The organism is Pseudarthrobacter sp. MEB009, from assembly GCF_030208875.1.
Lineage (GTDB): Bacteria > Actinomycetota > Actinomycetes > Actinomycetales > Micrococcaceae > Arthrobacter.
In genome coordinates this window covers 25,860-50,643 of the sequence record NZ_JARVTC010000021.1, presented here as the reverse complement: position 1 = coordinate 50,643, position 24,784 = coordinate 25,860, and the positions used below count along the sequence as shown (strand labels likewise).

The window sequence follows — 24,784 nt, the reverse complement described above, 5'->3', positions numbered from 1 at the left end:
ACTATGCCAGGCGCTTAACCGGGAATATCCTGCTGTCCTGCTGCCGGAGCGTCCCCGCGAAGGTGCCTCTCGGCGTCGGCCACCTGTTCAAAAACCGATTCGGCCCGGCGCCGCACAGAGGCTGCCCCGACCGGAATCGGGCCAACGGCCAGCCGCAGCATGGCGGCAGCTTCAGCGGTGGTGGCCAGGGAATTGCCGGCCTTGGACAACGCCCGGTGCACCCCGGACAGGGCCACGGGAATGTCCAGCCCCTCGCTGGGGGAACGCCGCTGGGCTTCCACGCAGATGATCCGGACGCGGTCCAGGAGGGCTGCGAGGCTGTTGGCGACCTCCACCAGCTCGGCATACAGCTGGTCGTCCTCGACGCCTTCCAGGACCTGGTGGAACCGGTCAAGGCCCCGGTGGAAGCGGTCGTGGGCGCGCCGCCACAGCCCCTTGCCCAGCTCTGTGTCGTCCTTGCGCCCTTGCCTGGCGGCGCTGAAAAAACCCAAGCTGGCCTACAGGTACTGTCCGGGACCGTGGTCCGGATCGTTGGGCTGGCCAGGCTGCGCGGGCGATCCCGGCGGGGTGCCGGCTCGTTGGGGTTCGCCGTTGTCGCCGATTACTACCCCGGGGGCAATCACAGTGCCGGGCGGCAGCTGGCGCAGCTGGAGCTGGGCGGAGTGTTCCCTGGCTGCGTGCTGGGCAGCGATGGCCGTTTGGATGCCGTGGAACAGGCCTTCCAGCCAGCCCACGAGCTGGGCCTGGGCGATGCGCAGCTCGGCGTCCGAGGGCGTGGCGTTATCGTCAAAGGGCAACCGGATCCGGTCCAGTTCCGCCACCAGCTCGGGCGCCAGCCCGTCTTCGAGTTCCTTGATGGAGCGGGCGTGGATCTCGGCCAGCCTGCCGCGTGCGGCGTCATCCAGCGGCGCGGACTTCACCTCGGCAAGGAGCTGGCGGATCATGGTGCCGATCCGCATCACCTTGGCCGGCTGGTCCACCAGGTCCTGCAGGTTGCCACCTTTGGTCCGGGCGCCGGCCCCGGGCGCGGGTTCCGCCGGAGCGGACCCGCCGTCGCCGGGCCGGTCCCCGTCAAGGGTGGTGCCTTCCACCGGTAGGTCCTCGGCTGCCTGTGCGGGGATCGGATCGCTCATGCGTTCATACTCTCATGAGCGATCCGTCCCCGGCCCCCGTGTGAACGTCCCTGACGGGGTTGTCCGCTGCAGGCTCAATCAGCAGCAGCGGCCCTGGGGGTTGGCGTCCTGGCGGTCCGTACGGTCACGCCAGAACTCCCGCTCTGTCAGGGGCGCCGACCGGTGCCCCATAGCCTGGTGGTGTTCCAGGTACCGGGTGTAAGCGTCGGCGCCCATCACGCTGCCCAGGTAGCGGGCAGCGCCCCTGACGCCTTTGGCCAGGACCGCCATGGGCGCCGGCATCAGTGGTGTCCCGCCCGTTCGAACCGCTGGCTGGCGGGCACCTTGTCCCACTCAGCCAGCAGGGCACGCTCGGCGGCCGTGGGGATGACCCCGGCCGGGGCGAACACCTTCGATGGCACGGCCGGGTCCTCGTTGCCTTCAGGCCGCCCGGCGGCGTCCCGGGTCCGGAAGGCCTTTACGGTTGCCAGCAGGGCGGTGGCGATCACGATGATGCTCAGCACCACAAAGATCACCGACAGCCAGCCCTGGATCCCGGTGTTGCGGACCACTGCCTCCATGGCAGCCACAGACTTGGCCGAGCCGAACTCGGTTTTCCCATCCGCCAGCGCCTTGCTGAATGCTGCGTTGTTGGCGAAGTAGCCCACCGACGGGGTGGCGGAGAAGATCTTCTGGAAGCTCGCCGTAATGGTGACGACGGCGGCGAATGCCAGGGGCAGGGCCACAATCCACAGGTACTTGAACGTGCCCTTCTTGGCCACAATGGCCAGACATACAGACAGCGCGATAGCGGCCAGCAGCTGGTTGGCGATGCCGAACAGCGGGAACAGGGTATTGATCCCGCCCAACGGGTCCGTGACGCCCATCAGGAGCACCGCACCCCACGCCCCCACCATGATGGCGGTGCAGAGCCAGGCTCCGGGCCGCCAGGAGGCTTCCTTGAACTTGGGAATGAAGTTGCCCACCGAGTCCTGCAGCATAAAGCGGGCAACGCGGGTGCCGGCGTCCACGGCGGTCAGGATGAACAGGGCCTCAAACATGATGGCGAAGTGGTACCAGAACGACATCATGGCCGTGCCGCCGATGAACTGCTGCATGATGTGGGCCAGGCCCACTGCGAGGGTGGGGGCGCCGCCGGTGCGCGAGATGATGCTTTCCTCGCCCACGTTGGCAGCTGTCTGGGCCAGGAAATCGGGGGTGATGTTCACGCCGGCGAGGCCCAGGCTGTTCACCCAGGTGGCGGCAGTTTCGACGGTGCCGCCGGTCAGCGCGGCCGGGGCGTTCATGGCGAAGTACAGGCCGCGGTCGATCGAGATGGCAGCCACCAGGGCCATGATGGCCACAAAGGATTCCATCAGCATTCCGCCATAGCCAATAAAACGCGTCTGCCGTTCCTTCTCCACCAGTTTGGGGGTGGTGCCGGAGGAAATCAGGGCGTGGAAGCCGGAGAGCGCGCCGCAGGCGATGGTGACGAACAGGAAGGGGAACAGCGCTCCGGAGAACACCGGGCCGTTGTCGCGGCCGGCGAACTCGCTGAACGCCGGCACGGTGATTTCAGGCCGGACCACAATGATGGCAAGTGCCAGCATCACGATCACGCCGATCTTCATAAAGGTGGACAGGTAGTCGCGGGGGGCAAGCAGCAGCCATACCGGGAGGATGGCGGCGATGAAGCCGTAGATGATCAGGCCCCACGCCAGGGTGACCTTATCCAGGGTGAAGAGTTCGGCGCCCCACGCGGTCTCGGCCACAAAGCCGCCGCCGATGATGGCGGCCATCAGCAGGACAAACCCGATGAGGGAAACCTCCATGATTTTGCCGGGCCGCAGGTAACGCAGGTAGACACCCATAAACAGCGCAATGGGGATGGTCAGTCCCACGGAGAAGACACCCCAGGGGCTTTCGCCGAGCGCGTTGACCACAACGAGCGCCAGGATGGCCACGATGATGACCATGATCAGCAGCGTGGCTACCAGGGCTGCGGTGCCGCCCACCACACCAAGTTCCTCGCGCGCCATCTGGCCCAGGGAACGGCCGCCGCGGCGCATGGAGAAGAACATCACCAGGTAGTCCTGGACTGCACCGGCAAGGACCACGCCGATGATGATCCAGATGGTGCCGGGAAGGTAGCCCATCTGGGCTGCGATGATCGGCCCCACCAACGGGCCCGCGCCGGCGATCGCGGCGAAGTGGTGCCCGAACAGGACGTTCCGGTCGGTCCGGACGTAGTCCTTGCCGTCAGCCTTATATTCGGCGGGGGTGGCGCGTTTGTCGTCAGGTTTGGTCAGGTAGCGCTCGATGACCTTCGAGTAGAAGCGGTAGCCGATGAGGTACGTGCAGACGGAGGCGAAGACGAACCAGATGGCGTTGACGGTTTCGCCGCGCACAATGGCCAGCATGAACCAGGCCACGCCGCCCAGCAGCGCAATGGCGGCCCACAGGGCGATTTTCGCCGGTGTCCACTTCCTGTCCTCGGCTTCCAGGACGGCGTCGTCCACGGCGACGGCGGGCAGGGCCGGGTCAGTGGCCACGGCACCTTCCCCCGGCGATGGATTCCTTCGTTGCTCAGGTGTTGGTGCCATGTCTCCTCCTTGAGAGTGTTCACTGTTGCTTGCAGGCACCTTACCAACGCATCCGGCTGCCGGGACGGCTTTCGGGTTATGCCGCCGGCGGGGTGCGGCGAACGGCGGGCATGGGGCGGCGAACGACGCCGGCACCTGGCTTGCAGGGTGCGCTCACGTCTTGGGCGGGCCGGGCAGCGGGCGTCCGGCCGGGCAGTCCGGCCGGTCGGATGGATGGGGTTTGCCGCTGTTGGGTCGGTACGGGATTGGCGGCTGGGTTGCAGCTGTCGGTACCTGCGTGGCAGTGCCGCGAAACAGGCAGGGCCCCCGGCCGGGTGTCCGGTCGGAGGCCCTGTCCCGGGACAGTGGTGTCCGGTGGTCAGGCGTGCGAGTAGGTGAGGCAGTCGGCGTTGTCCGCGCCCGGGCCAACGTGCACGGCGGGGGCGTTGCACATCAGGTGGTCGTTGTGAACGCATTCGGAGCGCTGGCAGGCCCCGACATCGGCCAGGACTTTGGGCAGGCCGCCGCTGTGGCCGGTGTCGATGAAGGTGGCACAGGAGGCGTGGTCTTCCGTTCCCCCCACAGTAATGGCGTGCGCTGTGCAGCCTTCATGGTCGTTGAACGAACAACGGGTGACACTGCAATCGGCAACGTGGGTTGTCATGAGCTTCCTCCGTGGGCTCCGCCGCCCCTGGCAGGCGGCTCCTGCAACCCACGCTAGGCCTGTTGCGGTCAATCAAAAAGACCCAATTGTGTGACCTATTGGCTTCTGGCCCCAGCCCGGACCCGGCCATGCCCGCAGGCCGTCAGGTTCCTTGCTCCCGCCGGCCCGTGGGCAGGGCCGCCCTGGTGAACGTCCAGGCGAGGGCGGCGGCCACCAGCGGGACTGCCAGCACCAGGACCAGCAGGTACGTCCACGGGACCGCCAGCGCGATCCGCATTTCCGTGGCTGCCACGAGCAGCACAGCGGGGACCACGCCGGCCGCTGCACCCAGTGCCGCGCCCAGCCCGGCCGTGAAGAGCGCCTGGCTTCCGGCGAGCGCTTTGCGGAGCCTGGGTGCGGCACCCACCGCGGCCAGGGTCCTCTGGTCCCGGCGGCCATCGGCGAGCGCCAGACCGGTGGTGATGCCGGCGGCGCTGACGGTGATCAGCGCGCTGGCCAGCACGATGGCCCACATCTGCCAGGAACTGTCCCTGGGGATCCCCGGTTCCACCCAGAGGGCGGCGCCGGGGTGTTTGTACGTCGAGGCAATAACGCCGTTGGCAGTGTCAACCTGGGCCGCGGAGGGGTGCTCCGTGAGCTGGACCAGCAACTCACTGGGACGCGGCTCCATCCCCAGCCGCGCTGCCGTGCCGGCGGAAATGACGCCGTAGTAGGGAACCGGAACCAGCGGTTCCACCACCGCCGCCACCAGGGGGACGCTGCCGACCGGGTCATACTGCATTTGGCGCCCCGCTGGTTCGGCCATGGGCCGGCGAAGGTCCAGGGTTTGAAGTTCCACCGTCCCGTCGCGGACAAAGACCTGGTTGGTCACCACCATTCCGCCGTTCGCCAGGACGGCCAGGGCAGCCGGCCCGGGTTCCACGCCCAGGACGGCACGGATCTCGTCAGCGCCGCCCACCACGATGGACCGGGGCGAGCCGGTCCCCTGGGCCAGCGGTCCCTTGCAGCGCGGGTCGCCGGGATCCTGCAGCCGCCCCATCGGCGTCACGGGGCAGGCGTTGCCCGGCGGGGTGCCCAGCGCGTACTGGAGGCAGTTCCTGGTGGCCGTCCGGGCGGGGGCAAGGTCTGCACCGGGACCATCGAAGCAGTTCAGCGGCGGGGCGGGCGTGGCGACCACCCTGGTCCAGGCCACGGTGCCCAGGGCTCCGCTGAGCGCGGCGGAAAGCTGCTCCGGCGCCACTGCGGTGGCTGGCTGCGGGGTGCCGTCCACCAGGGGCGGCTGCTCCAGCGACAGGGGCAGGAAGGCCTGGTTCTCAAGGGCGGTCCAGGAGTAGGTTTCGCGGATCCCGGCCTGCTGGCTCGCCGCCAGGACCAGGGCACTGCTGGCCAGCGCCGCCGCGGCCAGGACTGCGGCCACTGCGGGCACTGTGCGGTTGCGGTTCCTGGTGGCATCGCGGGCAGCCAGGCGGAGCGCCAGTGGCAGCCGCCCGGTCCGGCGCGGGAGAAGGGTAAGGAGCCACCCGGTCAGCAGTGACAGCGCCACCACGGTCAACACCGCACCCCCGGTCAGCAGGCCCGAGGCCGCGGGGAACAGCTCCGCCAGCCGGTCCGGATCGCTGGTGGAGTGTCCCACGAACCAGCTTCCGGCGAAGGCACCGGCGGCGGCCAGCAGTAGGGCAGCGCCGGTGATGGCACTCTTTTTCGCGCTTCCGGCCGGGGCGCGCCCGGTCTTCAGCGCCCCCAGCACCGCCCGGCGGGCCACGTGGTGTGCAGGCGACCGCGCGGCGAGGAGGCAGGCGGCAAGCCCCATCACCATGGCGACGGCTGTAGGCACCGGGTCCGGGTGCACCCCGGCCAGGCGGGCCGAACCGGCAGCCCGGACCCACAGCACCACAAGGGCTGCCGCGCCGAACCCCAGGGCCGCGCCCAGCACAACGGCGGTCCCGCCCAGCCACAGGCCTGCCGCCGTGACGACGGCGCGGAGGGTGGGCGCTTCGGCGCCGGAAGCGGCCAGCAGTGCAAGTTCGCGGACCTGGCCTTTGGCGCCCACGGCAAAGGCAGTGCCCGCCAGCAGGCCGACCTCCAGCAGTGCCAGCGCTCCGATCAGCGCAAACGTTGCATACATGCCGAGTTCCGCGGCCAACCCCTGGTCCGGCAACGGGCCGCCGTCGAACGTTTGCTGGTCCGCGGGCGGCGGATTGAGCACCACGTCACGGGACAGTACGGCCACCCCCGCCCGGTTGGCCGCCCGGACCTGCTGCCACGTGACGGGTTCGGGTCCGGCGAGGTAGTAGGACGTGGTGACAGAGTCCGCGGCCACCCCGGCCAGCAGCCCGGCCGGAACCTGGTCCGCCGCAAGGTAGAGGAACGAATTGCCGTCAGAGGTGTCGGCGTCACGGAGGATGCCCACGGGTGTGAACGTGCCGGCGGAAGTGGTGATGGTGGTGCCCGGCTCCAGGCCGAACCGGTCCAGGAACCCTGGGGAGGCCAGTACCTCGGCCGGGGACTGCGGCGCGCGGCCGGAAAGCAGTGAGTAGCGGCCGGCGAAGGCCGGGTAGAGCGCGTCGACCACCCTCGCGCCGAAGGAGGCGTCGCCGTCGCCCACCCGGGTGGTCAGCTGGAGCTGCCGGTGCGGGACCACCTCATACCCCGCCGGGACAAGGTCCAGCGGGTCACTGCCAACGAACCCGGGATCGTGCGCACCGGAGCTGGAGACCACCCTGGTGTCATCCAGCGGGTCCTGGACGGAGTCGCCGTTGGGAGCGGGAAGAGTGCTGAACCGCGCCTGCATGCCGCCCAGTTCATAGCGGACGGTCTCATCGGGAGTGCGGTGCAGGCTTTGGTTCAAGGTCGCAGCCCCGGTCATGGCCGCGACGGGCAGCAGGATCAGCAGGACAATCAGCACCGACCTGCCGCGGTGGCGGCGGATGTCCCGGCGGGCCATCCGGAGGGCAACGCGGAAGCTGCCCCGCCGCCCGCCAGGCGCCGGAGCCAGATTCAACGGCATCAGAGGCCGGCCTGGGTCAGCAGCATCGTGGGATCATGCATGGCCGAGGCCTGGTCCACGATCCGGCCATCACGCAGGAACACCACCCGGTCGGCCCAGGCCGCGTGCCGGGCCTCGTGGGTAACCAGCATCACGGCGGCACCCGCATCGGCGCGGGCCCGCAAAACCTCCATCACCCCGTGCCCGGTGGTGGAGTCCAATGCTCCGGTGGGCTCGTCGGCAAGAATCAGGCGCCGCTCGCCCACAATGGCGCGGGCGATTGCCACCCGCTGCTGCTGTCCGCCGGACATCTGGTCCAGGAAACGGTCCGCCAGCTCCGGGATACCCACCTGGCGCAGCGCGTCGGCGGCCTGCCGGCGGGCCTTTTTCAGGGGTGTGCCATCCAGTTCCAGCGGCAGGCTGACGTTCTCCGCGGCCGTCAGGGTGGGGACCAGGTTGAAGTCCTGGAACACATACCCCACAGCGCGGCGGCGGAGCCGTGCCAGGTCATTCAGGCCCAGCCCGGCAAGGGAGGTGGATTCCACAAAGACCCCGCCGCCCGTGGGCTTGTCCAGTCCGCCTGCGAGAGCGAGGAGGGAGGATTTCCCGGATCCGGACGGCCCCATCACGGCCACAAATTCTCCTGCTGCCACGCTCAGGTCCACTTCGCGCAGGGCCGCCACCGCCGTGGCGCCCGCGCCGAATGTCCGGCTGACTTTGGCGAGTTCGAGGACCTGCTGCGGACCCTGGACGCTCATCGGCGGGTATCCGCGGTGGGCGTGGCGTCTTCCGGGACCCCGGCGGATAATGGGCGGGTGACGGCCTGGCCGGCGGCCTGCGCCTGTTGGACCATCCGCGCCTCGCAAAGGTCAAGCCACCGGACTTCCGCTTCGGTCTGGAAGATCAGCGAGTCGAGCACCAGCAGCCAGGCCGTATCTCCTGTCCGCGGTGTGCCGGCGGCGTCCCGGCGGGCCCTGGTGTAATCCTGCAGCGCCCTGATGGAGGCAACGCGCTGCGCCTGGATGATGGCCTGGACATCCACTCCCGGCAGCGTCACGGCGAGCGCGAGCTTGATGGCGAGCTCATTCCGCGGCGGGTTGTTCCGTTCCACCGGTGCGGCGAACCAGCCCCGGACTTCAGCAGTCCCGGCGGCGGTGATGCTGTACACCACGTGGCCTTCGCCGTCGTCGCCCTCCTTGGCCACCAGGGCGTCGCGTTCCAGCCGGTCCAGGGTGGTGTAGACCTGCCCGATGTTCAACGGCCAGGTAGCGCCCGTACGGTTTTCAAACTCGACCCGGAGCTGGTAGCCGTACCGCGGCTGGTCCTGCAGGAGGGCGAGGAGGCTGTGGCGGATGGACATACGGCTCCCTTGCGTGGCTGGCTGCCGGTATGCACGGACCCCCAAGACCCGTGCATACCGCGTATAGACGAGCCTAGCCGGAGTGAAGTCCCCTGGCAATACTGAGTATCTAGCGCCTGCGCCGCCGGAACGGCGGACTACATCACCAGCAGGATCTTGCCCACGTGATCGCCGGTATCGAAGTACCGGTGCGCCGCCCTGACCTGTTCCAGCGGGAAGGACCTGGCCACCAAGGGGCGGATCCGGCCGTCACTGACCAGCGGCCACACCGCGTCGCGCACCGCCGTCATGATGGCGCCCTTTTCGGCGACAGGCCGGGGCCGCAGGGCCGTGGCCACCACCGCACCGCGCTTGGACAACAGCTTGCCGAGGTCGAGTTCGCCCGTGGCACCACCCTGCAGCCCGATAACCACCAGCCTGCCGTATTCGGCCAGGGCATCCACGTTCTGGCGGAGGTATTTGGCTCCCACCACATCCAGGATCACATCGGCCCCCTTGCCCCCGTTCTGGCGGCGCAGGCTCTCCGGAAAGTCCTCTTCCCGGTAGTTGATGGCGATATCCGCACCGAGGAAGGCCGTGGCGGTGCCAACCTTCTCATCGGACCCTGCGGTGGTGGCAACCCGCGCGCCGAAGGCTTTGGCCAGCTGGATGGCGAACGTGCCGATCCCGCCGGTGGCCCCGTGGATCAGGACCGTTTCGCCGGCCTGCAGCTGCGCGGTCATGATCAGGTTCGAATAAACAGTGGCCGCAACCTCGGGCAGGGACGCGGCGGTGACCAGGTCCACGCCGTCCGGCAGCCGCAGGACCTGCTCGGCGGGGACCGCCACCTGCTGGGCATAACCGCCGCCGGCCAGCAGGGCCACCACCTTGTCGCCCAGGGAAAACGCCTTGGCGACACCGGGCCCGAAACCCGCGATCCGGCCGGAAACCTCCAGGCCGGGAATTTCGGACGCACCGGGCGGGGGCGGGTATACGCCCTTGCGCTGCTGCACGTCCGCGCGGTTCAGGCCGGCAGCCACCACGTCGATCAGCACCTCGCCCGTACCCGGCACGGGGGCGTCCACCTCGCGGACTGCCAGCACCTCCGGGCCGCCCGGTTCCGATATAAAGACGGCTTTCATGGACCTCTCCCGTTCCTGACTGAATACTGGCCTGCCACCAGTGTGCACCGGACACTTTCCGGGCTCTGTTTTGTTGCAGGCAAGTGCCTATGAAACACTACTCGTTGAGGAAGGTTGTCCGAGCGGCCGAAGGAGCTAGTCTTGAAAACTAGTGTGCGGTAACCCCGTACCAAGAGTTCGAATCTCTTACCTTCCGCGGAATAACCCCGGCGTGCCAGTGATCTGGCCGCCGGGGTTTTTTGCTTAACCGCCCGATCCGCACCCGCCGCACAGGGCGCTTGCCAGTGTCAGGGGCCCGCCATAGTCTCTGGAGTGATCCGGCCGCTGGGGCCGGACAGCTGACCTTGCACCCAGGAGATTCCATGCCCACTCCGGATTTCATCAACGGTTCGCCCTGCTGGATCGACCTTATGACCAGCGACACGGACCAGGCCTGCGCGTTTTACGGCAGCCTGTTCGGCTGGGAATTCGAGGTGGGCGACACCGAAAAATACGGCGGGTACATCATGGCTGCCAGGAACGGCAGCACGGTGGCGGGCATCATGGCCCGGCAGCCGGACCAGGTGGGCATGCCGGACCTGTGGTCCGTCTATCTGCGCACCGATGACGCTGCAGCCACCGCCGACGCCGTGGTGGCGCATGGCGGTTCCATCCACCTGGGTCCCCTGGAGGTCCCGGAGCAAGGCACCATGCTGTTCTTCCAGGACTCCGCCGGGGCCGCCACCGGCGCGTGGCAGCCAGGGGCCATGCACGGCTTCGATATCGCGGCCGAGCCCGGCGCCCCGGCCTGGTTCGAACTCCATGCGAAGGACTACCGGGGCGCCCTGGAGTTCTACGCCACCGTGTTCGGCTGGCAGCCCGCTGTCCTGAGCGATACCCCGGAGTTCCGGTACGCCACCTCCGGCGAGGGTGAAAACGCCCACGCCGGAGTCATGGACGCGTCCGCCTACCTGCCGGCCGACGTCCCGCCGCACTGGCAGGTTTACTTTGCCGTGGACGACGCCGACGCCAGCGTGGCCGCGGCGCTGACCCTGGGTGCCACCTTGCTGGAGGGGCCGCAGGACAGCGGTTTCGGCCGGGTGGCGCAGCTCGCCGACCCCACCGGCGCGCGGTTCAGGATCGTGGAAGACAACCGGCAGCAGCCTGCCGGCTAGAACCTCCGCAGCCCGTTACGGGGGCGTAAATTCTTCGCCGGACCAACCCCAGCCGGCCAACCCCAAACACTACCCGCGGGTAGTGTTTGTGATGTCCAGCACACAAGCCGAATGCACGTCCCATCAATACTGCGTTCATTTGGAGGTGTTGTGATGGCCCGGGCCACGCCTTTTCGGCATTGCCCCGATCAGCACACCTGGCGGCAATCCCCACCCCTTCCGTCGCGTCCCTACAGGGGCAAACCAACGAAAGCCGGAGCAGAATGCATCACTCAACCTGGAAACTGGCGCTGGGCACAGCGCTGTCAGTGGGGCTAATAGCCGCCCCGCTGGCAGCCCTGCCCGCCGCCGCCGTGGACGCCGCACCAGCGGCCGCGGGCACCTCCCCCGTCACCATCAATGAGGCCTACCTGAGCGGGGGCAGCGGCGGGGCAGCGTTCAAAAACAAATTTGTTGAACTCTACAACTCATCGGACACTGCCGTTCCGCTCAGCGGCTGGTCGCTCCAGTACCGGGCCGCCGGCTCCACCGGCAACCCCAGCGGAGTGGCTCCCCTGACGGGCAGCATTCCCGCCAAGGGCCACTACCTGGTCCAGGGTGGAAGCAACGGCGCCAACGGCGCGGCCCTGCCCACCCCGGACCTGGTGGCCGGCAGCATCAACCCCGCAGGCGCCGGCGGCACCCTGATCCTGGCCAGGCAGCCGGGTGCCCTCGCGGTACCCACCGGCAGCGCGGTCGAGCCCGCCAACGTGGCAGACCTCCTGGGCTACGGCGGCTCCAACACCTTCGAGACGGCCCCGGCGACGGCGCCGTCGGGTAACTCCGATGTCCGGTCCCTGAACCGCGTTCCCGGGGTGGACACCAACAGCAACGCCGCTGACTTCACCCTCGCCGCGGCGATCACGCCGACGAACGCGGGCGGCACCGCCCCTGACCCGGATCCCACGCCGGATCCTGATCCCGAGCCCACCCCGGATCCGGTCACGCGCACCATCGCCGAGATCCAGGGCACCGGAACGGCCAGCCCCATGGTGGGGGCCACTGTCACCACCCGCGGAAAGGTCACGGCAGCCTTCCCCACCGGCGGCCTCAACGGCTACTACCTGCAGACGCCCGGCACCGGCGGTGACCTCAACGCCACCAACCACGCGGCCTCGGACGGCATCTTCATCTACTCTCCCGCCACCGTGGCCGGCGTCCGGATCGGTGACCATGTCGAGGTCACCGGCGCCGTTGCCGAGTACTACGGCATGACCCAGGTCAACGTGACCGCGGCCGCCGGCCTCACCAAACTTGCCGAAGCCGCGCCCGAGGTGAAGGCCACCGCCTTCACCCTTCCGGCCAGCGAAACCTTCCGGGAATCCCTGGAAGGCATGCTCCTGGCCCCGCAGGGTCCCCTCACGGTGACTGACAACTACACCCTGAACCAGTACGGCGAAATCGGCCTGGCCGGCGGCACCGGACCGCTGGTCCAGCCCACCGCCGTCGCGCCCTTCGGGTCAGCCGAATACACCGCCACCGTGGCCGACAACACGGCGCGTGGCATCAAGCTCGACGACGGCTCCAGCACCAACTTCCTCAAGGACGCGGGCACCAAGGCAGAGATCCTGCCGTACCTGACCACAACGGACCCGGTCCGCGTCGGATCCCCCGCAACATTCACCACGAACGTAGTGCTGGGCTACTCCAACGACGCCTGGAAGTTCCAGCCGCTGACGCACCTCACCGCAGCGAACAAGGACACGGTGCAGCCGGCATCCTTCGGCGCCACCCGCACCGAAGCGCCGCAGGCTGTCGGCGGCAACGTCAAGATCGCCTCGTTCAACGTGCTGAACTACTTCCCCACCACCGGCGACACCCTTGCCGGCTGCACGTTCTACGCGGACCGGGCAGGCAATCCCATCACGGTCCGCAGCGGCTGCGACGCCCGCGGTGCCGCCAACGCGGAAAACTTCGAACGCCAGCAGGCCAAGATCGTGGCGGCCATCACCAAGGCCGGCGCGGACGTGGTCACGCTGATGGAAATTGAGAACTCCGCCCAGTTCGGCAAAAACCGCGACGACGCCCTGGCCAAGCTGGTGGCGGCGCTGAACATCGAGACGCCCGGTATCTGGGACTACGTCCGGACCCCCGCCAACGCTCCCCCGCTGTCCGATGAAGACATGATCCGCACGGCCTTCATCTTCAAAAAAGCGGCAGTCGAAACGGTGGGCGAGTCCATCATCCACAACGACACCGCGGCATTCGCCACCGCCCGCAAACCGCTGGCACAGGTTTTCAAGCCGGTGGGCGGCGCAGCCGGCACCGAATTCATCGCCATCGCCAACCACTTCAAGTCCAAGGGCTCCGCAGCCACCCCGGACGACACCGACAAGGGCCAGGGCGCTTCGAACCTCGCACGTACCGCCCAGGCCAAATCCCTGCTGGCGTTCACCGAGGGCCTGCAGGCCAGCAAGGCCACCGATAAGGTCTTCCTGATCGGCGACTTCAACTCCTACGGCCACGAAGACCCCATCAATGTCTTCACCGCCGCCGGTTACGTCAACCAGGACAACAAGGCCCGCAACACCGACGGCTCCGCGAAGCATTCCTACCTCTTCGGTGGCCTGGTGGGTTCCCTGGACCACATCCTCGCCTCCCCCGCGGCTGACGCCGTGGTGTCCGGTGCCGACATCTGGAACATCAACTCGGTGGAGTCGGTGGCCCTTGAATACAGCCGCTACAACAACAACGTCACCGACTACTACGCCCCGGACCAGTTCCGCGCCAGCGACCACGATCCCGTGGTGGTGGGCCTGAACCTGCAGTCCGCGCCGGCCAGTGTTGACCTGAACTTCCTGGGCATCAACGATTTCCACGGCCGGATCGACACCAACACCGTCCAGTTCGCCGGCACCATCGAGAAGCTGCGGGCAGCCGCTGCCCCGGGCGCCACGGCGTTCCTCTCCGCAGGCGACAACATCGGCGCCTCGCTGTTCGCGTCCGCGGTTGCCAAGGACCAGCCCACCATCGACGTGCTGAACACCCTGGAGCTGAAGGCATCCGCGGTGGGCAACCACGAATTCGACGGCGGCTGGGCGGACCTGCGGGACCGCGTGATCGCCGGCGGCACCAACGCGAAGTTCCCGTACCTGGGCGCCAACGTCTATGCCAAGGGCACCACCACCCCGGTCCTGCCGGAGTACACGGTCCTGGACATGAACGGCATCAAGGTGGCCGTGATCGGCACCGTCACCCAGGAAGTCCCGTCGCTGGTCACCCCGGCCGGCATCACCGGCCTCGAGTTCGGCGACCCCGTAGCGGCCATCAACCGGGTGGCTGCCACCATCACCGCCGGGAACCTGGCGGACGTCATCATCGTGGAGAACCACGACGGCGCCGGCTCGGGAACCCCGGACGGCGCAACACTGGAGCAGGAAGTGGCAGCCGGCGGACCGTTCGCCAAGCTGGTCACCGAAACCTCAGCCGACGTGGACGCCATCTTCACCGGCCACACGCACAAGGAATACGCCTGGGACGCACCCGTCCCCGGTGTTGACGGCAAGACCCGTCCGATCGTCCAGACCGGCAACTACGGCGAAAACATCGGCCAGATCCAGCTGACCGTGGACACCGCCACCAAGGCCGTGACCGCGTACAAGGCCGGGAACGTCAAACGCACCACCGACCCCGCCGCCGGGCTGATCGCCGCCTACCCCCGCGTCGCAACGGTGGACGGCATCGTCAAGAAGGCCCTCGCCGACGCAGCCGTCATCGGCGACCAGCCCATCGGTTCGGTCACCAAGGACATCACCACCGCGTTCACCCCGGACCCCGCAGGAGGCCCCGCCAAGCGTGATGACCGTGCCAGCGAGTCCACCCTGGGCAACCTGGTGGCCGATTCCCTGTTGGATTCGCTGAAGTCCGCGGACCTCGGCGGCGCGGAGATCGGCGTCGTCAATCCCGGCGGCCTGCGAAACGAGCTGTACTACGCCCCGGACGGCACCATCACGTACGCCGAGGCCAACGCGGTACTGCCGTTTGTGAACAACCTGTGGACCACGTCGCTGACCGGCGCGCAGGTGAAAACCCTGCTGGAGCAGCAGTGGCAGACCAACGCCGACGGTTCGGTTCCCAGCCGCGCCTACCAGCAGCTGGGCCTGTCCAAAAACGTCAATTACACCTACGACGCAGCCCGCGCCGCCGGTGACCGGATCACCTCGATCCGCGTGAACGGCACCCTGATCGATCCGGCGAAGTCCTACCGGATCGGCACGTTCAGCTTCCTGGCAACGGGCGGCGACAACTTCCGGGTCTTCACGCAGGGCACCGGCACCAAGGACTCCGGCCTGGTGGACCGGGATGCCTGGATCGGGTACCTGCAGAAAAGCGGTCCCGTGGCACCGGACTTTGCCCGGCGTTCCGTGGCCGTAGCCAACAGCACAGCGGCCGGGGTCAAGCCCGGCGAGCCGGTGACGCTGGCCATCACCAGGCTGGACCTCACCTCCCTGGGCAGCCCGGTGAACACCTCGCTCACCGCGGTGTTTACCGACGCAGCCGGAAAGGTGACCCGGCTGGGCACGGTTCCCGTGGCAGCCGGAACCGCCGCCGTCAGCCTGCCGGTTCCCGCCGGAGCTGCGGCGGGCGCTGCCACCCTGGTGCTGACCGCCGCGGAATCCGGAACGACCGTGACTGCGGACGTGACGGTTGCACCCGTCACTCCGCCGGCACCGGTCTGCAAGGCCCCCACGGCCCCCACCAAGTGGTACGACGTGCTGGGCTGGATCCGCTACGGCATCCAGTGGCTCCAGTACCAGGTGTGCCTGCGGGGCTGATCCGCCCCTGACGTCCAACGCCCGCCCACATCCGTGGGCGGGCGTTGTGCGTTAACCGGGGCGGGGGTCAGGCGGCCAGGATGGCGGCGGCGATTTCGTCGGCGTCCCTGAGGGTCCGCTGGGCGCTGCGGTAAGCGGGGCTGCCGGGCTGGGCCGCTTCAGCGGCGATGGCGGTACCCCACTGGGCCGATGAGAGCTGCAGGCCCAGCACGTAGAGGCCCTCGGTGACCGACCCGTTCGCGGCAAGCGGCCGGTACGGGTGCGGCGCCACGTCCAGGCCTGTTGACTGGATGGGGGCGCCCTCGGCAGTCATCATCAGCCGGGGCCGGACCAGGCCGTCCGCCAGGAGTTGTTCCAGCAGCGGCGAGTCATTCGCGGACACCCGGTTGCCCGGCGCCAGGGCCTCCACCATGGTCCGGGCTGCCACCGGCGCATCGTGCACCCAGGGCGAGGTGACGGTGAACGTCCGGCTCTTGCGGTCCACGCCGAACTTGGGGTCGGGTCCGGCAAAGCTGACCACCCCGGCGGTGGCCAGGGCTGCGAGCTGCTCGGAGCGGAGGGCGGGCGGGCCGCTGGCCAGGCCCTCCACGAAGTTTTCGAACCAGCCGCGCAGGCCGGCCACCCACGATTCGTCGGTGATGCCGCCGTCGGCCACTGCGGTTTTGAGGAGCGCCCGGCCGTGGTGCAGGGCACCGATGGCCATCTTGACGGGATCGTCCTCGCCCAGGCCGGACCGGCGGGCGTCATCCAGCAGGTATTCCACCACTGCGGCGTCCTGCTCCGCCCGGGACGCGAACGTCCGGCCGGCCAGGGGCGCAGCCAGCCCACGAAGGTCCAGGCGGTGCCGCGGTCCCACATGCACGGCCAGCACACTCTCCACGGTGTCTTCCCAGTTCGCGGCCGTGTGGGCGTGCGGGTGCAGCGCCTCATCCAGGGCAGCCAGGAAAGCGTCAGCGTCCGGGACCGCGCCGGGCTGCGAGCGCACCAGCGTGGCGTAGTAGGCCCACAGCGTGTCCCGGTGCAGGAGCGGCCACAGGTCGAAGTCGAAACCGGGCCTGATCCCTGCCTTCCGGAGCCGGCCCAGGGCCTCTTCGGTGAAGTAGCGGAGGGATACCGACGCCGGGTAGTAGCCTTCCAGCGCCGCCTTGGCCCGGTACGGGGTTCCGCGGCGGGACGCGGCAATGATGAGGGGTTCCTGGCCGGAGGGCTGATACTCCAGCCGGCCGCCGTTGCTGAGGAACGTGCCGCCGCGGCCTTCGGTGAGCTGGCCGATGGTGTCGAAGAAGTTCAGGCCCATCCCGCGGACCAGGACGGGTTCGCCGGCGGGGACACTGTCCCAGTCGACGTCGGCGGGGACCGCGGGCGGCAGGTAGCGCAGGCCAAGCTGCTGCGCAGCGGCCTGCAGTTCCCGCTGCTCCGGGTTCAGGCGTGACGGGATGTGCCCCAGCGCCAGCACCACGGACCCTGCCGTCAGCACGGCCCCGGCGGCCAGGCCGACGTCGAACATCCCGTCGTCGCGGCGGTGGACCGACAAGGCGCTGGTTTCGTGGAACTCAAGGGTGACATCCTGCGGCGCGTGGTCCACCAGCTGCTCGAGGGTGCTGCGCAGGTACCGGCCGTAGAGGGCGCGGCTGGGGAAGCCGGTGGAACCAAGACCCGCCAGTTCGGCCCGTTCAGCTGCTGAAAGGGAGGACGCCGGGTGCTCCTGCTGACGGATCCGCCATTGGTCGAAGGTGGTGCCGGCCACCGGAACCGGGAGTTCGGGGTCCTCGGGAATCAGCGTCGGATAAAACGACTGGGTGTTCATCAGGAACAGCCGGGACTGGTGCGGCTGCCAGACATGGCCGGGCCCGGCCGGGTAGGGGTCAACCACGTCGATGTGGAGCCGCGGACCGGCCGTTGCGGCGGGACGGGCTGCGGTGTGGGCGAGCAGGCGCTCCAGCACACTGGTGCCGCGGGGACCGGCACCGATGATGACGGTCCGGATGCTCTGCGTTGTTTCCACGGCATCCAGCGTATCCGCTAAGGGCTGAACGCTTGACTTGCCCGCAGGCGGAAGATGTTGTTTGGATGGGGCGCATGACCACCACAGCAGCTGATTCATCGTCCGCCACGGGTGCGGCGCCGGAGCCTACCGACGAAAACGTCTGGCTGGAGGAGATCTACGGCGAAGAACAGCTGGCCTGGGTCCGGGAGCAGAATTCCCGGACGGAGGACCTCCTGGAGGACGCGGAGTACGCAGCCCTGGAAAGCAGCATCCTGGAGGTGCTGGACGCCACGGACCGGATCGCCATGGTGGGCAAGCGCGGGGACTGGTACTACAACTTCTGGAAGGACCAGGACAACCCCAAGGGCCTGTGGCGCCGGACCACGTGGGAGAGCTACTGCACGGATACGCCCGAGTGGGACGTCCTCCTGGACGTGGACGCCCTGGCCGCCAGGGAAGGCGTGGAGTGGGTCTTCCACGGTGCCACGTTCCTGCGGCCCGCACCCGGGGAACCGCACCGCCTGGCGCTGCTGGCCCTCTCCCCCGACGGCGGGGACGCCAACCGGTACCGCGAATACGATGTCCAGTCCCGCGGGTTTGTGGACCCGGCCGACGGCGGCTTCGACCTCCCCACAGCCAAGGGCAACGTGTCCTGGCTCGACGCCGACACCCTGCTGGTGGCCTCCACGGCCGAAGGTCTGCCCATGACCGCCTCCTCGTACGCCCGGACGGCCGTCACCCTCAAACGCGGTACGGCCCTGGCTGACGCGCCGCTGCTCTTCGAAGTGCCGGCGGACCACATGGTGGCGGTGGTGGCCCACGACTCCACCCCCGGCTTCGAGCGGACCTTCGCCATTGACTACATCGATTTCTACAACCAGACCAACCTGGTGCTGCGGGACGGCGGCTGGGTGGCGGTCGACGTGCCCACGGACGTCAACCTGAGGGTTCACCGGGAGTGGCTGCTGTTCCGTCCCCAGCAGGACTGGACCCTGGCCGGCACCACGTATCCTGCCGGCTCGCTGCTGGCCACGAAGTTCGAGGACTACCTCGCAGGCGGCCGGAACATCTCGGTGCTGTTCGCCCCTGACGCCGCCACGTCATTGCAGTCCTGGAGCTGGACCCGGAACTTCCTGCTGCTGAACCTGCTCAAGGACGTCTCCGCCGAGATCCGGGTCCTGGACCCCGCCACACCATCGGGCAGCCCGGACGCCGCCTGGACCTCCACGATCCTGGATGCCTGCCCGCCGCTGCACGACGTGAACGCCTACGCGGTGGACGATGAGGACACCACGGACGGTGGCGGCGCGGGCGACGATTTCTGGCTCATCGCCACGGGCTTCACCACACCCAGCACCCTGTTCCGGGGCTCACTGGAGCGCACGGACGCCGGCGGCCAGGACTCCGGCGCCCCCGCGGTCCTGAGCCGGCACGCCGAAGTGAAGTCGTCGCCGTCGTACTTTGCCGACGGCGGCTACGAGGTCCAGCAGCATTTTGCGGTCTCCGAGGACGGCACCCGGGTCCCCTACTTCCAGATCGCCGCGCGCGGCCTGGCCCTGGACGGCCAGAACCCCACGCAGCTTTCCGGCTACGGCGGCTTCGAGGTGTCCCGGACCCCGGCCTACAGCGGTACCGTGGGCCGGGCCTGGCTGGAGCGCCGCACCACCGGCGCGGCCGGGGTTGACGGCGGCGGAACGCACTCGCGCGGCGGCGTCTACGTGGTGGCCAACATCCGCGGCGGCGGCGAATACGGGCCGTCCTGGCACCGGGCCGCCCTGAAGGAAAACCGGCACAAGGCGTACCAGGACTTCGCGGCCGTGGCCCGGGACCTGATCTCCCGCGGCGTGACCTCAAGGGAGCGGTTGGGGTGTGTGGGCGGGTCCAACGGCGGCCTGCTGGTGGGCAACATGCTCACCTCGTACCCCGAACTTTTCGGCGCGGTCTCCTGCGGGGTGCCGCTGCTGGACATGCGCCGGTACACCAAACTGTCCGCCGGGCACTCGTGGATCGCCGAATACGGCGATCCGGACGTAGCGGACCAGTGGGAGTACATCCGGACCTTCTCGCCCTACCACCTGCTCAAGGACGGCGTGGAATACCCCGAAACGTTCATCTGGACCGCCACCTCGGATGACAGGGTGGGTCCCGTGCAGGCCCGAAAGATGGCTGCCCGGATGCTGGCCATGGGCATCCCCAACGTGTGGTTCCACGAAGCGCTCGAGGGCGGCCACGCCGGCGCCTCCGACAACCGGCAGGCAGCAGCGCTGCAGGCCCGAAGCCAGCACTTCCTGTGGAAGGCCCTTGCCGGCGGGGCCGGGTGAGCCCCGTGCTGTCCATAAGGCCGCCCACGGCGGCGGACGCCGGGCGGCTTGCCGAGGTGCACGTCCGCTGCTGGCAGGAGGCCTACCACGGCATCCTGTCGGACGGGTTCCTGGCGGCACTGGAACCGGCAGGCCGGCTGCCGTTGTGGACGCAGCTGCTGGCGGATCCGCCGGCAGGAAGCCTATGGGCAGCGTACGACGGCGGCACGGCAGTGGGGTTCGCCGGCGTCCGGCCCGTGCCAAGCACCGCAGGCGTGGAACCGCCAGCGGCGGACCGTGAACTGTGGGGGCTGTACCTGCTGGCCTCGCACCACGGCCTGGGTCTTGGTGGCCGACTGCTGCGGGCAGCGCTTGGCACCGATGCCGCAAGCCTTTGGGTGGCCTCGGAAAACACCCGCGCCATCGGCTTCTACCGGCACTTCGGCTTTAGGGCCGATGGCGCTGCGGACCTGGTTCCGGAGTGGGAAAACCTTGCCGAAATGAGGATGGTCCGGCCCGGGCAGGCCGGGATTTCCGGCTGAAACCGCGAGCCCGGGAAGCCTGCTGCGGACAGGGCGCCTGCCGTTTTGCACTGCATGGCCACATCTGCGTATTCTTGGTGGGCTAGGAATAGCAATTGGAGACGTGCCAGAGCGGCCGAATGGGCTTCACTGCTAATGAAGTGTGGGGCACAACTCCACCGGGGGTTCAAATCCCCCCGTCTCCGCGTTCGGCCCCGGTCCTTGACCGGGGCCTTTTGCGTACCTGGCCTTTTGCGTACCCGGGGCTTCTGAACACCCAGGCAGCCGGCAGGGCCGGGCGTTTGTCCGGCCTGCCGGTCCGCAGGACGGACAGCACCACCGGCGCCGGCGGGCCCGGTGGCAGGATAAAACGATGTCAACAAGCAAGCAGGCCGCCGCGGAACCGGGTACCGGGCCGGCCTGGAACCCGCGCCTTGCCCTCCTGGTGGCGGCGGCGTTTTTTATGGAGTTCCTCGACGGAACCATCCTCACCACCGCCATCCCCAACATCTCCGCTGACTTCGACGTCCCCGCGGCGGACGTGAACATCACCATGACGGCGTACCTGTTGACCGTGGCCGTGGGGATTCCCATCAGCGGCTGGCTGGCGGAACGTTTCGGCGCCCGTCGGGTGTTTTGCCTGGCCCTGGCCGTGTTTACGGTGGCTTCACTGGCCTGCTCGCTGAGCCAGGACCTGACGGCCCTGACCATCAGCCGGATCATCCAGGGCGCGGGCGGGGCCATGATGGTGCCGGTGGGCACGCTGGTGGTGCTCCGCGGCACGCCCAAGTCGGAGCTGCTGCGGGCCACGGCTTTCCTTGTCTGGCCCGGATTGCTCGCCCCCGTGCTGGCCCCGCTGGTGGGCGGTGCGCTGACCACGTATCTTTCCTGGCACTGGATCTTCCTGATCAATCTGCCCCTGGGCCTGGCCGCGTTTGTGGCGGCGCTGCGCCTGGTTCCCGTTTCCGCGGGCGATCCCGGGCGGCGGCTCGACTGGCCCGGCCTCGCACTCACCACCATGGGTGTTGGCGCCCTGGTGGTGGGCCTTGAGCTCGCCAGCGGTCACCCGGAGACGCCGTGGGCTGCCCTGTCGGCGGCGGCAGGGGCGGTGTCCCTGCTGGGAGCGGTGCTGTGGATGCGCCGCGCCCGGAACCCGCTGTTCAACCTGGAGGTGTTCCGGACCCGCACGTTCCGGGCCATGGCCACGGGCGGTTTCATTTATCGGTTGACCATCAGCTCGGTCCCGTTCCTGCTGCCGCTGATGTTCCAGTCGGGCTTCGGCTGGTCGCCGTTGCAGGCAGGCATCATGGTGGCGGCGGTCTTCATCGGCAATATTGGCATCAAGCCGGCCACCACGCCGCTGATCCGGCGCTTCGGGTTCAAGGCGATGCTGGTGTTTGCTTCCCTGTCATCAGCGGTGACCTTCGCCTTGTGCGCCGCGCTGACCCCGGATACACCCGGCGCCCTGATCTTCGCCCTGTTGGTCCTTAGCGGCGTTTTCCGGTCCATCGGGTTCTCCGCTTACGCGTCGGTGCAGTACGCGGACATCGTCCCCGCCATGCTGACCTCGGCAAACACGGTGTCGGCCACCCTGGTGCAGCTCGCCGCCGGGGCCGGCATCGCCGTGGCGGCCCTGTTGATCCGGCTTTTCGACGGGGTGGCCGTTTTTGGGCAGGACCAGGCGGCCCCGTTCCGCGGCGCGTTCCTGGCCATGGCTGTCCTGATGCTGGCCAGCACCGTGGACAGCCTCTTTTTATCGCGGCACGCCGGCGCGGAAGTCAGCCGGCCCGGCAACGCAGCAAACGCAGCCGGACCTGCCTGAACCCGGACCTCCCCGCGCGCCCTGCCCGTCAGCCGGCCTGCGCCAGCACCAGCGGCAGCACGGCTCCCGCCCCGGCCTGCAGGAGGGCACGGCCGGCCACGGTCACCGTCCAGCGGCTGTCCACGAGGTCATCGATGAGCATCACGCTCTGGCCTTGCACCCCGGTCAGGGCTTCTTCCAGTTCGGGGCCCACCACCAGCCTGTCCCAGACGCCGGCCAGGCGGTAGGCGCTGTTGCCGCCGCGGGCGCCGGTGGGTCCGCCGTGGGCCAGCTGCAGCTCCCCCAGGTAGGGGATGCGGCCAATCTCGGAGATGCCCCGTGCCAGCGAGCCCACCAGCTGGGGCTTGCTCCGCGACGGGATGCTGATGATGGCGGCCGGCCTCCCGGCGCCGCTCCAGCCGGCGCTGCGGCCGTCCCCGGTGCCCCATTCGCGCAGGACCTGCACGCAGGCCTGCAGCATGCCCGGCTCCACGGGCTGGTCCTGGTCCCCTGAAGCGAAGATCCCCCGCAGGGCCCCGCCCCACCCCAGGTCCGTCAGCCGCGCCAGGACCCGTCCTTCCGACAGGCCCTCCCCCGCTTTAAGCTTCCCCTTCACCGGGACGCCCAGCCGGTCCATGCCGCTGGGCCACTGCAGCCTGGCTTCCAGCGGGCCGCCCGCCCGGCTGAGGGTCTGGCCCGCGGCTGCCGTGGCATCGGCAGCCACATCGGCCTGGAACCATTGCCCGGCGCAGTTGTCGCAGCGGCCGCAGGGGTGGGCCGTTTCGTCGTCCAGGACGGAGGTTATGTACTCCATCCGGCACCCGGCGGTGTCCTGGTAGATCACCATGGAGTCCTGCTCGTCCACCCGGGCTTCGGCAATGCGCTCGTACCGCTCGGCATCGTAGCTCCAGGGCTGGCCGGTGGAGCGCCAGCCGCCGCCAACGCGCTCCACTGCGCCGTCCACGGACAGTACCTTCAGGAGCAGCTCCAGCGGGGTCCGGCGAAGGTCCACACGCGCTTCGAGCGCCACCGTGGACAAGGCGGATCCGGCTTCGGCCAGGGCGGTGAGCACTGCCGCAGCCTTTTCCTCTGACGGCATGGAGGCGGTGGCGAAGTACTGCCAGATGTCACGGTCCTCCGAGCCAGGGAGCAGCAGGACGTCCGCGTTGGCGGCGCCACGGCCGGCGCGGCCCACCTGCTGGTAGTAGGCAACCGGAGAGGACGGCGCCCCGAGGTGCACCACAAAGCCGAGGTCCGGCTTGTCGAAGCCCATGCCCAGCGCGGACGTGGCCACGAGGGCCTTGACCTGGTTGTCCTTCAGGAGCTGCTCGGCACGTTCGCGGTCCGCCGGATCGGTGCGGCCGGTGTAGGCAAGGACCTCGTGGCCTGCCTCCGCCAGCAGCCGGGCGGTGTCCTCCGCCGCGGACACCGTGAGGGTATAGATGATGCCGCTGCCGGGGAGCTCCGCCAGGTGCGTGAGCAGCCAGCCCAGACGCTGCCGGGAGTCCGGCAGCCGGAGGACGCCCAGCCGCAGCGAGTCACGGCCCAGGGCGCCGCGGATGGTCAGGACACCTGCGCCGAGCTGCTCCTCGATGTCATGGACCACACGTGAGTTGGCGGTGGCCGTGGTGGCCAGCACGGGGACGGTGTCCGGCAACTGCGTGATCAGATCCGCAATGCGACGGTAGTCCGGCCGGAAATCGTGGCCCCAGTCGGAAATGCAGTGGGCCTCGTCAATGACCAGGAGCCCGGTCCGCCGGATGAGCTCCGGCAGCTGGGTTTCGCGGAACGCCGGGTTGGTAAGCCGTTCCGGGGACACCAGCAGGACGTCCACCTCATCATTTGCCAGCTGTTGGCGCACCGCATCCCATTCCAGCTGGTTTGCGGAGTTGATGGCCACCGCCCGGACTCCGGCCCGCGCCGCGGCGGCCACCTGGTCCCGCATCAGGGCCAGCAGCGGCGAAACGATCAGGGTTGGCCCCGCGCCGCGCCGGCGAAGCAGCAGGGATGCCACAAAGTAGACCGCCGATTTGCCCCAGCCGGTGCGCTGGACCACCAGGGCCCGCCGGCCGCCGTCGACCAGTGCCTCGATGGCTTCAAACTGGCCGTCGTGGAACGCGGCGTCAGGGTGGCCCACCAGGCCACGCAGGACTTCCAGCGCCTGCCCGCGGGTGCCGCCGGGAGCCGGGGCATCACCGGCCACCAGGGTGCCGGTGGGGGCGGTTCCGGTTTCTGTGGAAGGGGACATTGCGGTGGCGTTCTGGTTATCGACCATTGATTCAGTATCCCAGCCGGCACCGACACCCCACCCAACCGGAGTCCCGTTTGTGGACAACCGGGCCGGGGGCCGTGCCCCGGCGCCGTCACAAAATGCCGCCGCGC

16 protein-coding genes and 2 tRNA genes are annotated in these 24,784 nt (G+C 68.9%); 7 read left to right on the top strand and 11 right to left on the bottom strand.

Annotated elements, in window-relative coordinates:
* Positions 1 to 14 precede the first annotated feature (14 nt).
* The 9 genes from QRN07_RS19095 to QRN07_RS19055 all read right to left on the bottom strand — a co-directional run bounded on the left by QRN07_RS19095 (position 15) and on the right by QRN07_RS19055 (position 9,825).
* A complete protein-coding gene (locus QRN07_RS19095; protein WP_285241921.1) occupies positions 15 to 491 on the bottom strand; it encodes a hypothetical protein in 477 nt (158 codons plus the stop codon).
* 6 nt (positions 492 to 497) lie between these two features.
* Positions 498 to 1,133, bottom strand: coding sequence for a bacterial proteasome activator family protein (locus tag QRN07_RS19090; RefSeq protein WP_050686144.1), 636 nt, complete (start codon positions 1,131 to 1,133; stop codon positions 498 to 500).
* 78 nt (positions 1,134 to 1,211) lie between these two features.
* Positions 1,212 to 1,415 (bottom strand): YbdD/YjiX family protein, encoded by a 204-nt coding sequence (locus tag QRN07_RS19085; RefSeq protein ID WP_285241920.1) that lies wholly within the window; start codon positions 1,413 to 1,415, stop codon positions 1,212 to 1,214.
* Positions 1,415 to 3,715: a carbon starvation CstA family protein gene (locus tag QRN07_RS19080; RefSeq protein WP_050686140.1), complete on the bottom strand. Its 2,301-nt coding sequence runs from the start codon at positions 3,713 to 3,715 to the stop codon at positions 1,415 to 1,417. The genes QRN07_RS19085 and QRN07_RS19080 overlap by 1 nt, the downstream gene beginning before the upstream one ends.
* Positions 3,716 to 4,073: 358 nt before the next feature.
* The gene (locus tag QRN07_RS19075; RefSeq protein ID WP_050686138.1) at positions 4,074 to 4,358 is read right to left on the bottom strand and encodes a DUF1540 domain-containing protein; all 285 of its coding nucleotides are present in this window, start codon (positions 4,356 to 4,358) and stop codon (positions 4,074 to 4,076) included.
* A 142-nt stretch (positions 4,359 to 4,500) separates the two neighbouring features.
* Positions 4,501 to 7,365, bottom strand: coding sequence for an ABC transporter permease family protein (locus tag QRN07_RS19070; RefSeq protein ID WP_285241919.1), 2,865 nt, complete (start codon positions 7,363 to 7,365; stop codon positions 4,501 to 4,503).
* Entirely contained in the window at positions 7,365 to 8,102 is a 738-nt protein-coding gene (locus QRN07_RS19065) for an ABC transporter ATP-binding protein (RefSeq protein WP_285241918.1), read from the bottom strand. Before QRN07_RS19065 ends, QRN07_RS19070 begins: the two co-directional genes overlap by 1 nt.
* Positions 8,099 to 8,704, bottom strand: a complete 606-nt coding sequence (locus tag QRN07_RS19060; RefSeq protein WP_285241917.1) for a PadR family transcriptional regulator — start codon at positions 8,702 to 8,704, stop codon at positions 8,099 to 8,101. The genes QRN07_RS19065 and QRN07_RS19060 overlap by 4 nt, the downstream gene beginning before the upstream one ends.
* A gap of 137 nt (positions 8,705 to 8,841) precedes the next feature.
* Positions 8,842 to 9,825, bottom strand: a complete 984-nt coding sequence (locus QRN07_RS19055; RefSeq protein WP_285241916.1) for an NAD(P)H-quinone oxidoreductase — start codon at positions 9,823 to 9,825, stop codon at positions 8,842 to 8,844.
* Between the two features lie 108 nt (positions 9,826 to 9,933).
* On the opposite strand from QRN07_RS19055, the gene QRN07_RS19050 reads away from it, so the two are divergent.
* From QRN07_RS19050 to QRN07_RS19040, 3 genes are all read left to right on the top strand, one after another.
* Positions 9,934 to 10,021: transfer RNA gene (locus QRN07_RS19050), tRNA-Ser, on the top strand.
* 166 nt (positions 10,022 to 10,187) lie between these two features.
* A complete protein-coding gene (locus tag QRN07_RS19045) occupies positions 10,188 to 10,979 on the top strand; it encodes a VOC family protein (protein WP_285241915.1) in 792 nt (263 codons plus the stop codon).
* Positions 10,980 to 11,242: 263 nt separating this feature from the next.
* Positions 11,243 to 15,793, top strand: coding sequence for an ExeM/NucH family extracellular endonuclease (locus QRN07_RS19040; RefSeq protein ID WP_285241914.1), 4,551 nt, complete (start codon positions 11,243 to 11,245; stop codon positions 15,791 to 15,793).
* A gap of 67 nt (positions 15,794 to 15,860) precedes the next feature.
* Here the strand turns inward: QRN07_RS19040 and QRN07_RS19035 are convergent, their stop codons facing one another.
* Complete coding sequence (locus QRN07_RS19035) at positions 15,861 to 17,798, bottom strand: FAD/NAD(P)-binding protein (protein WP_285241913.1); 1,938 nt, start codon at positions 17,796 to 17,798, stop codon at positions 15,861 to 15,863.
* 74 nt (positions 17,799 to 17,872) lie between these two features.
* Between QRN07_RS19035 and QRN07_RS19030 the strand changes: the two genes are divergently transcribed.
* The 4 genes from QRN07_RS19030 to QRN07_RS19015 all read left to right on the top strand — a co-directional run bounded on the left by QRN07_RS19030 (position 17,873) and on the right by QRN07_RS19015 (position 22,423).
* A complete protein-coding gene (locus QRN07_RS19030; RefSeq protein ID WP_285241912.1) occupies positions 17,873 to 20,101 on the top strand; it encodes a prolyl oligopeptidase family serine peptidase in 2,229 nt (742 codons plus the stop codon).
* Between the two features lie 5 nt (positions 20,102 to 20,106).
* Positions 20,107 to 20,622: a GNAT family N-acetyltransferase gene (locus QRN07_RS19025; protein WP_350224307.1), complete on the top strand. Its 516-nt coding sequence runs from the start codon at positions 20,107 to 20,109 to the stop codon at positions 20,620 to 20,622.
* A gap of 97 nt (positions 20,623 to 20,719) precedes the next feature.
* Positions 20,720 to 20,807: transfer RNA gene (locus QRN07_RS19020), tRNA-Ser, on the top strand.
* A 167-nt stretch (positions 20,808 to 20,974) separates the two neighbouring features.
* Positions 20,975 to 22,423, top strand: coding sequence for an MFS transporter (locus tag QRN07_RS19015; RefSeq protein WP_050686118.1), 1,449 nt, complete (start codon positions 20,975 to 20,977; stop codon positions 22,421 to 22,423).
* A 28-nt stretch (positions 22,424 to 22,451) separates the two neighbouring features.
* Here the strand turns inward: QRN07_RS19015 and QRN07_RS19010 are convergent, their stop codons facing one another.
* On the bottom strand, positions 22,452 to 24,677 hold the full coding sequence (locus QRN07_RS19010; protein WP_285241911.1) for a RecQ family ATP-dependent DNA helicase: 2,226 nt from the start codon (positions 24,675 to 24,677) through the stop codon (positions 22,452 to 22,454).
* Between the last annotated feature and the right edge of the window lie 107 nt (positions 24,678 to 24,784).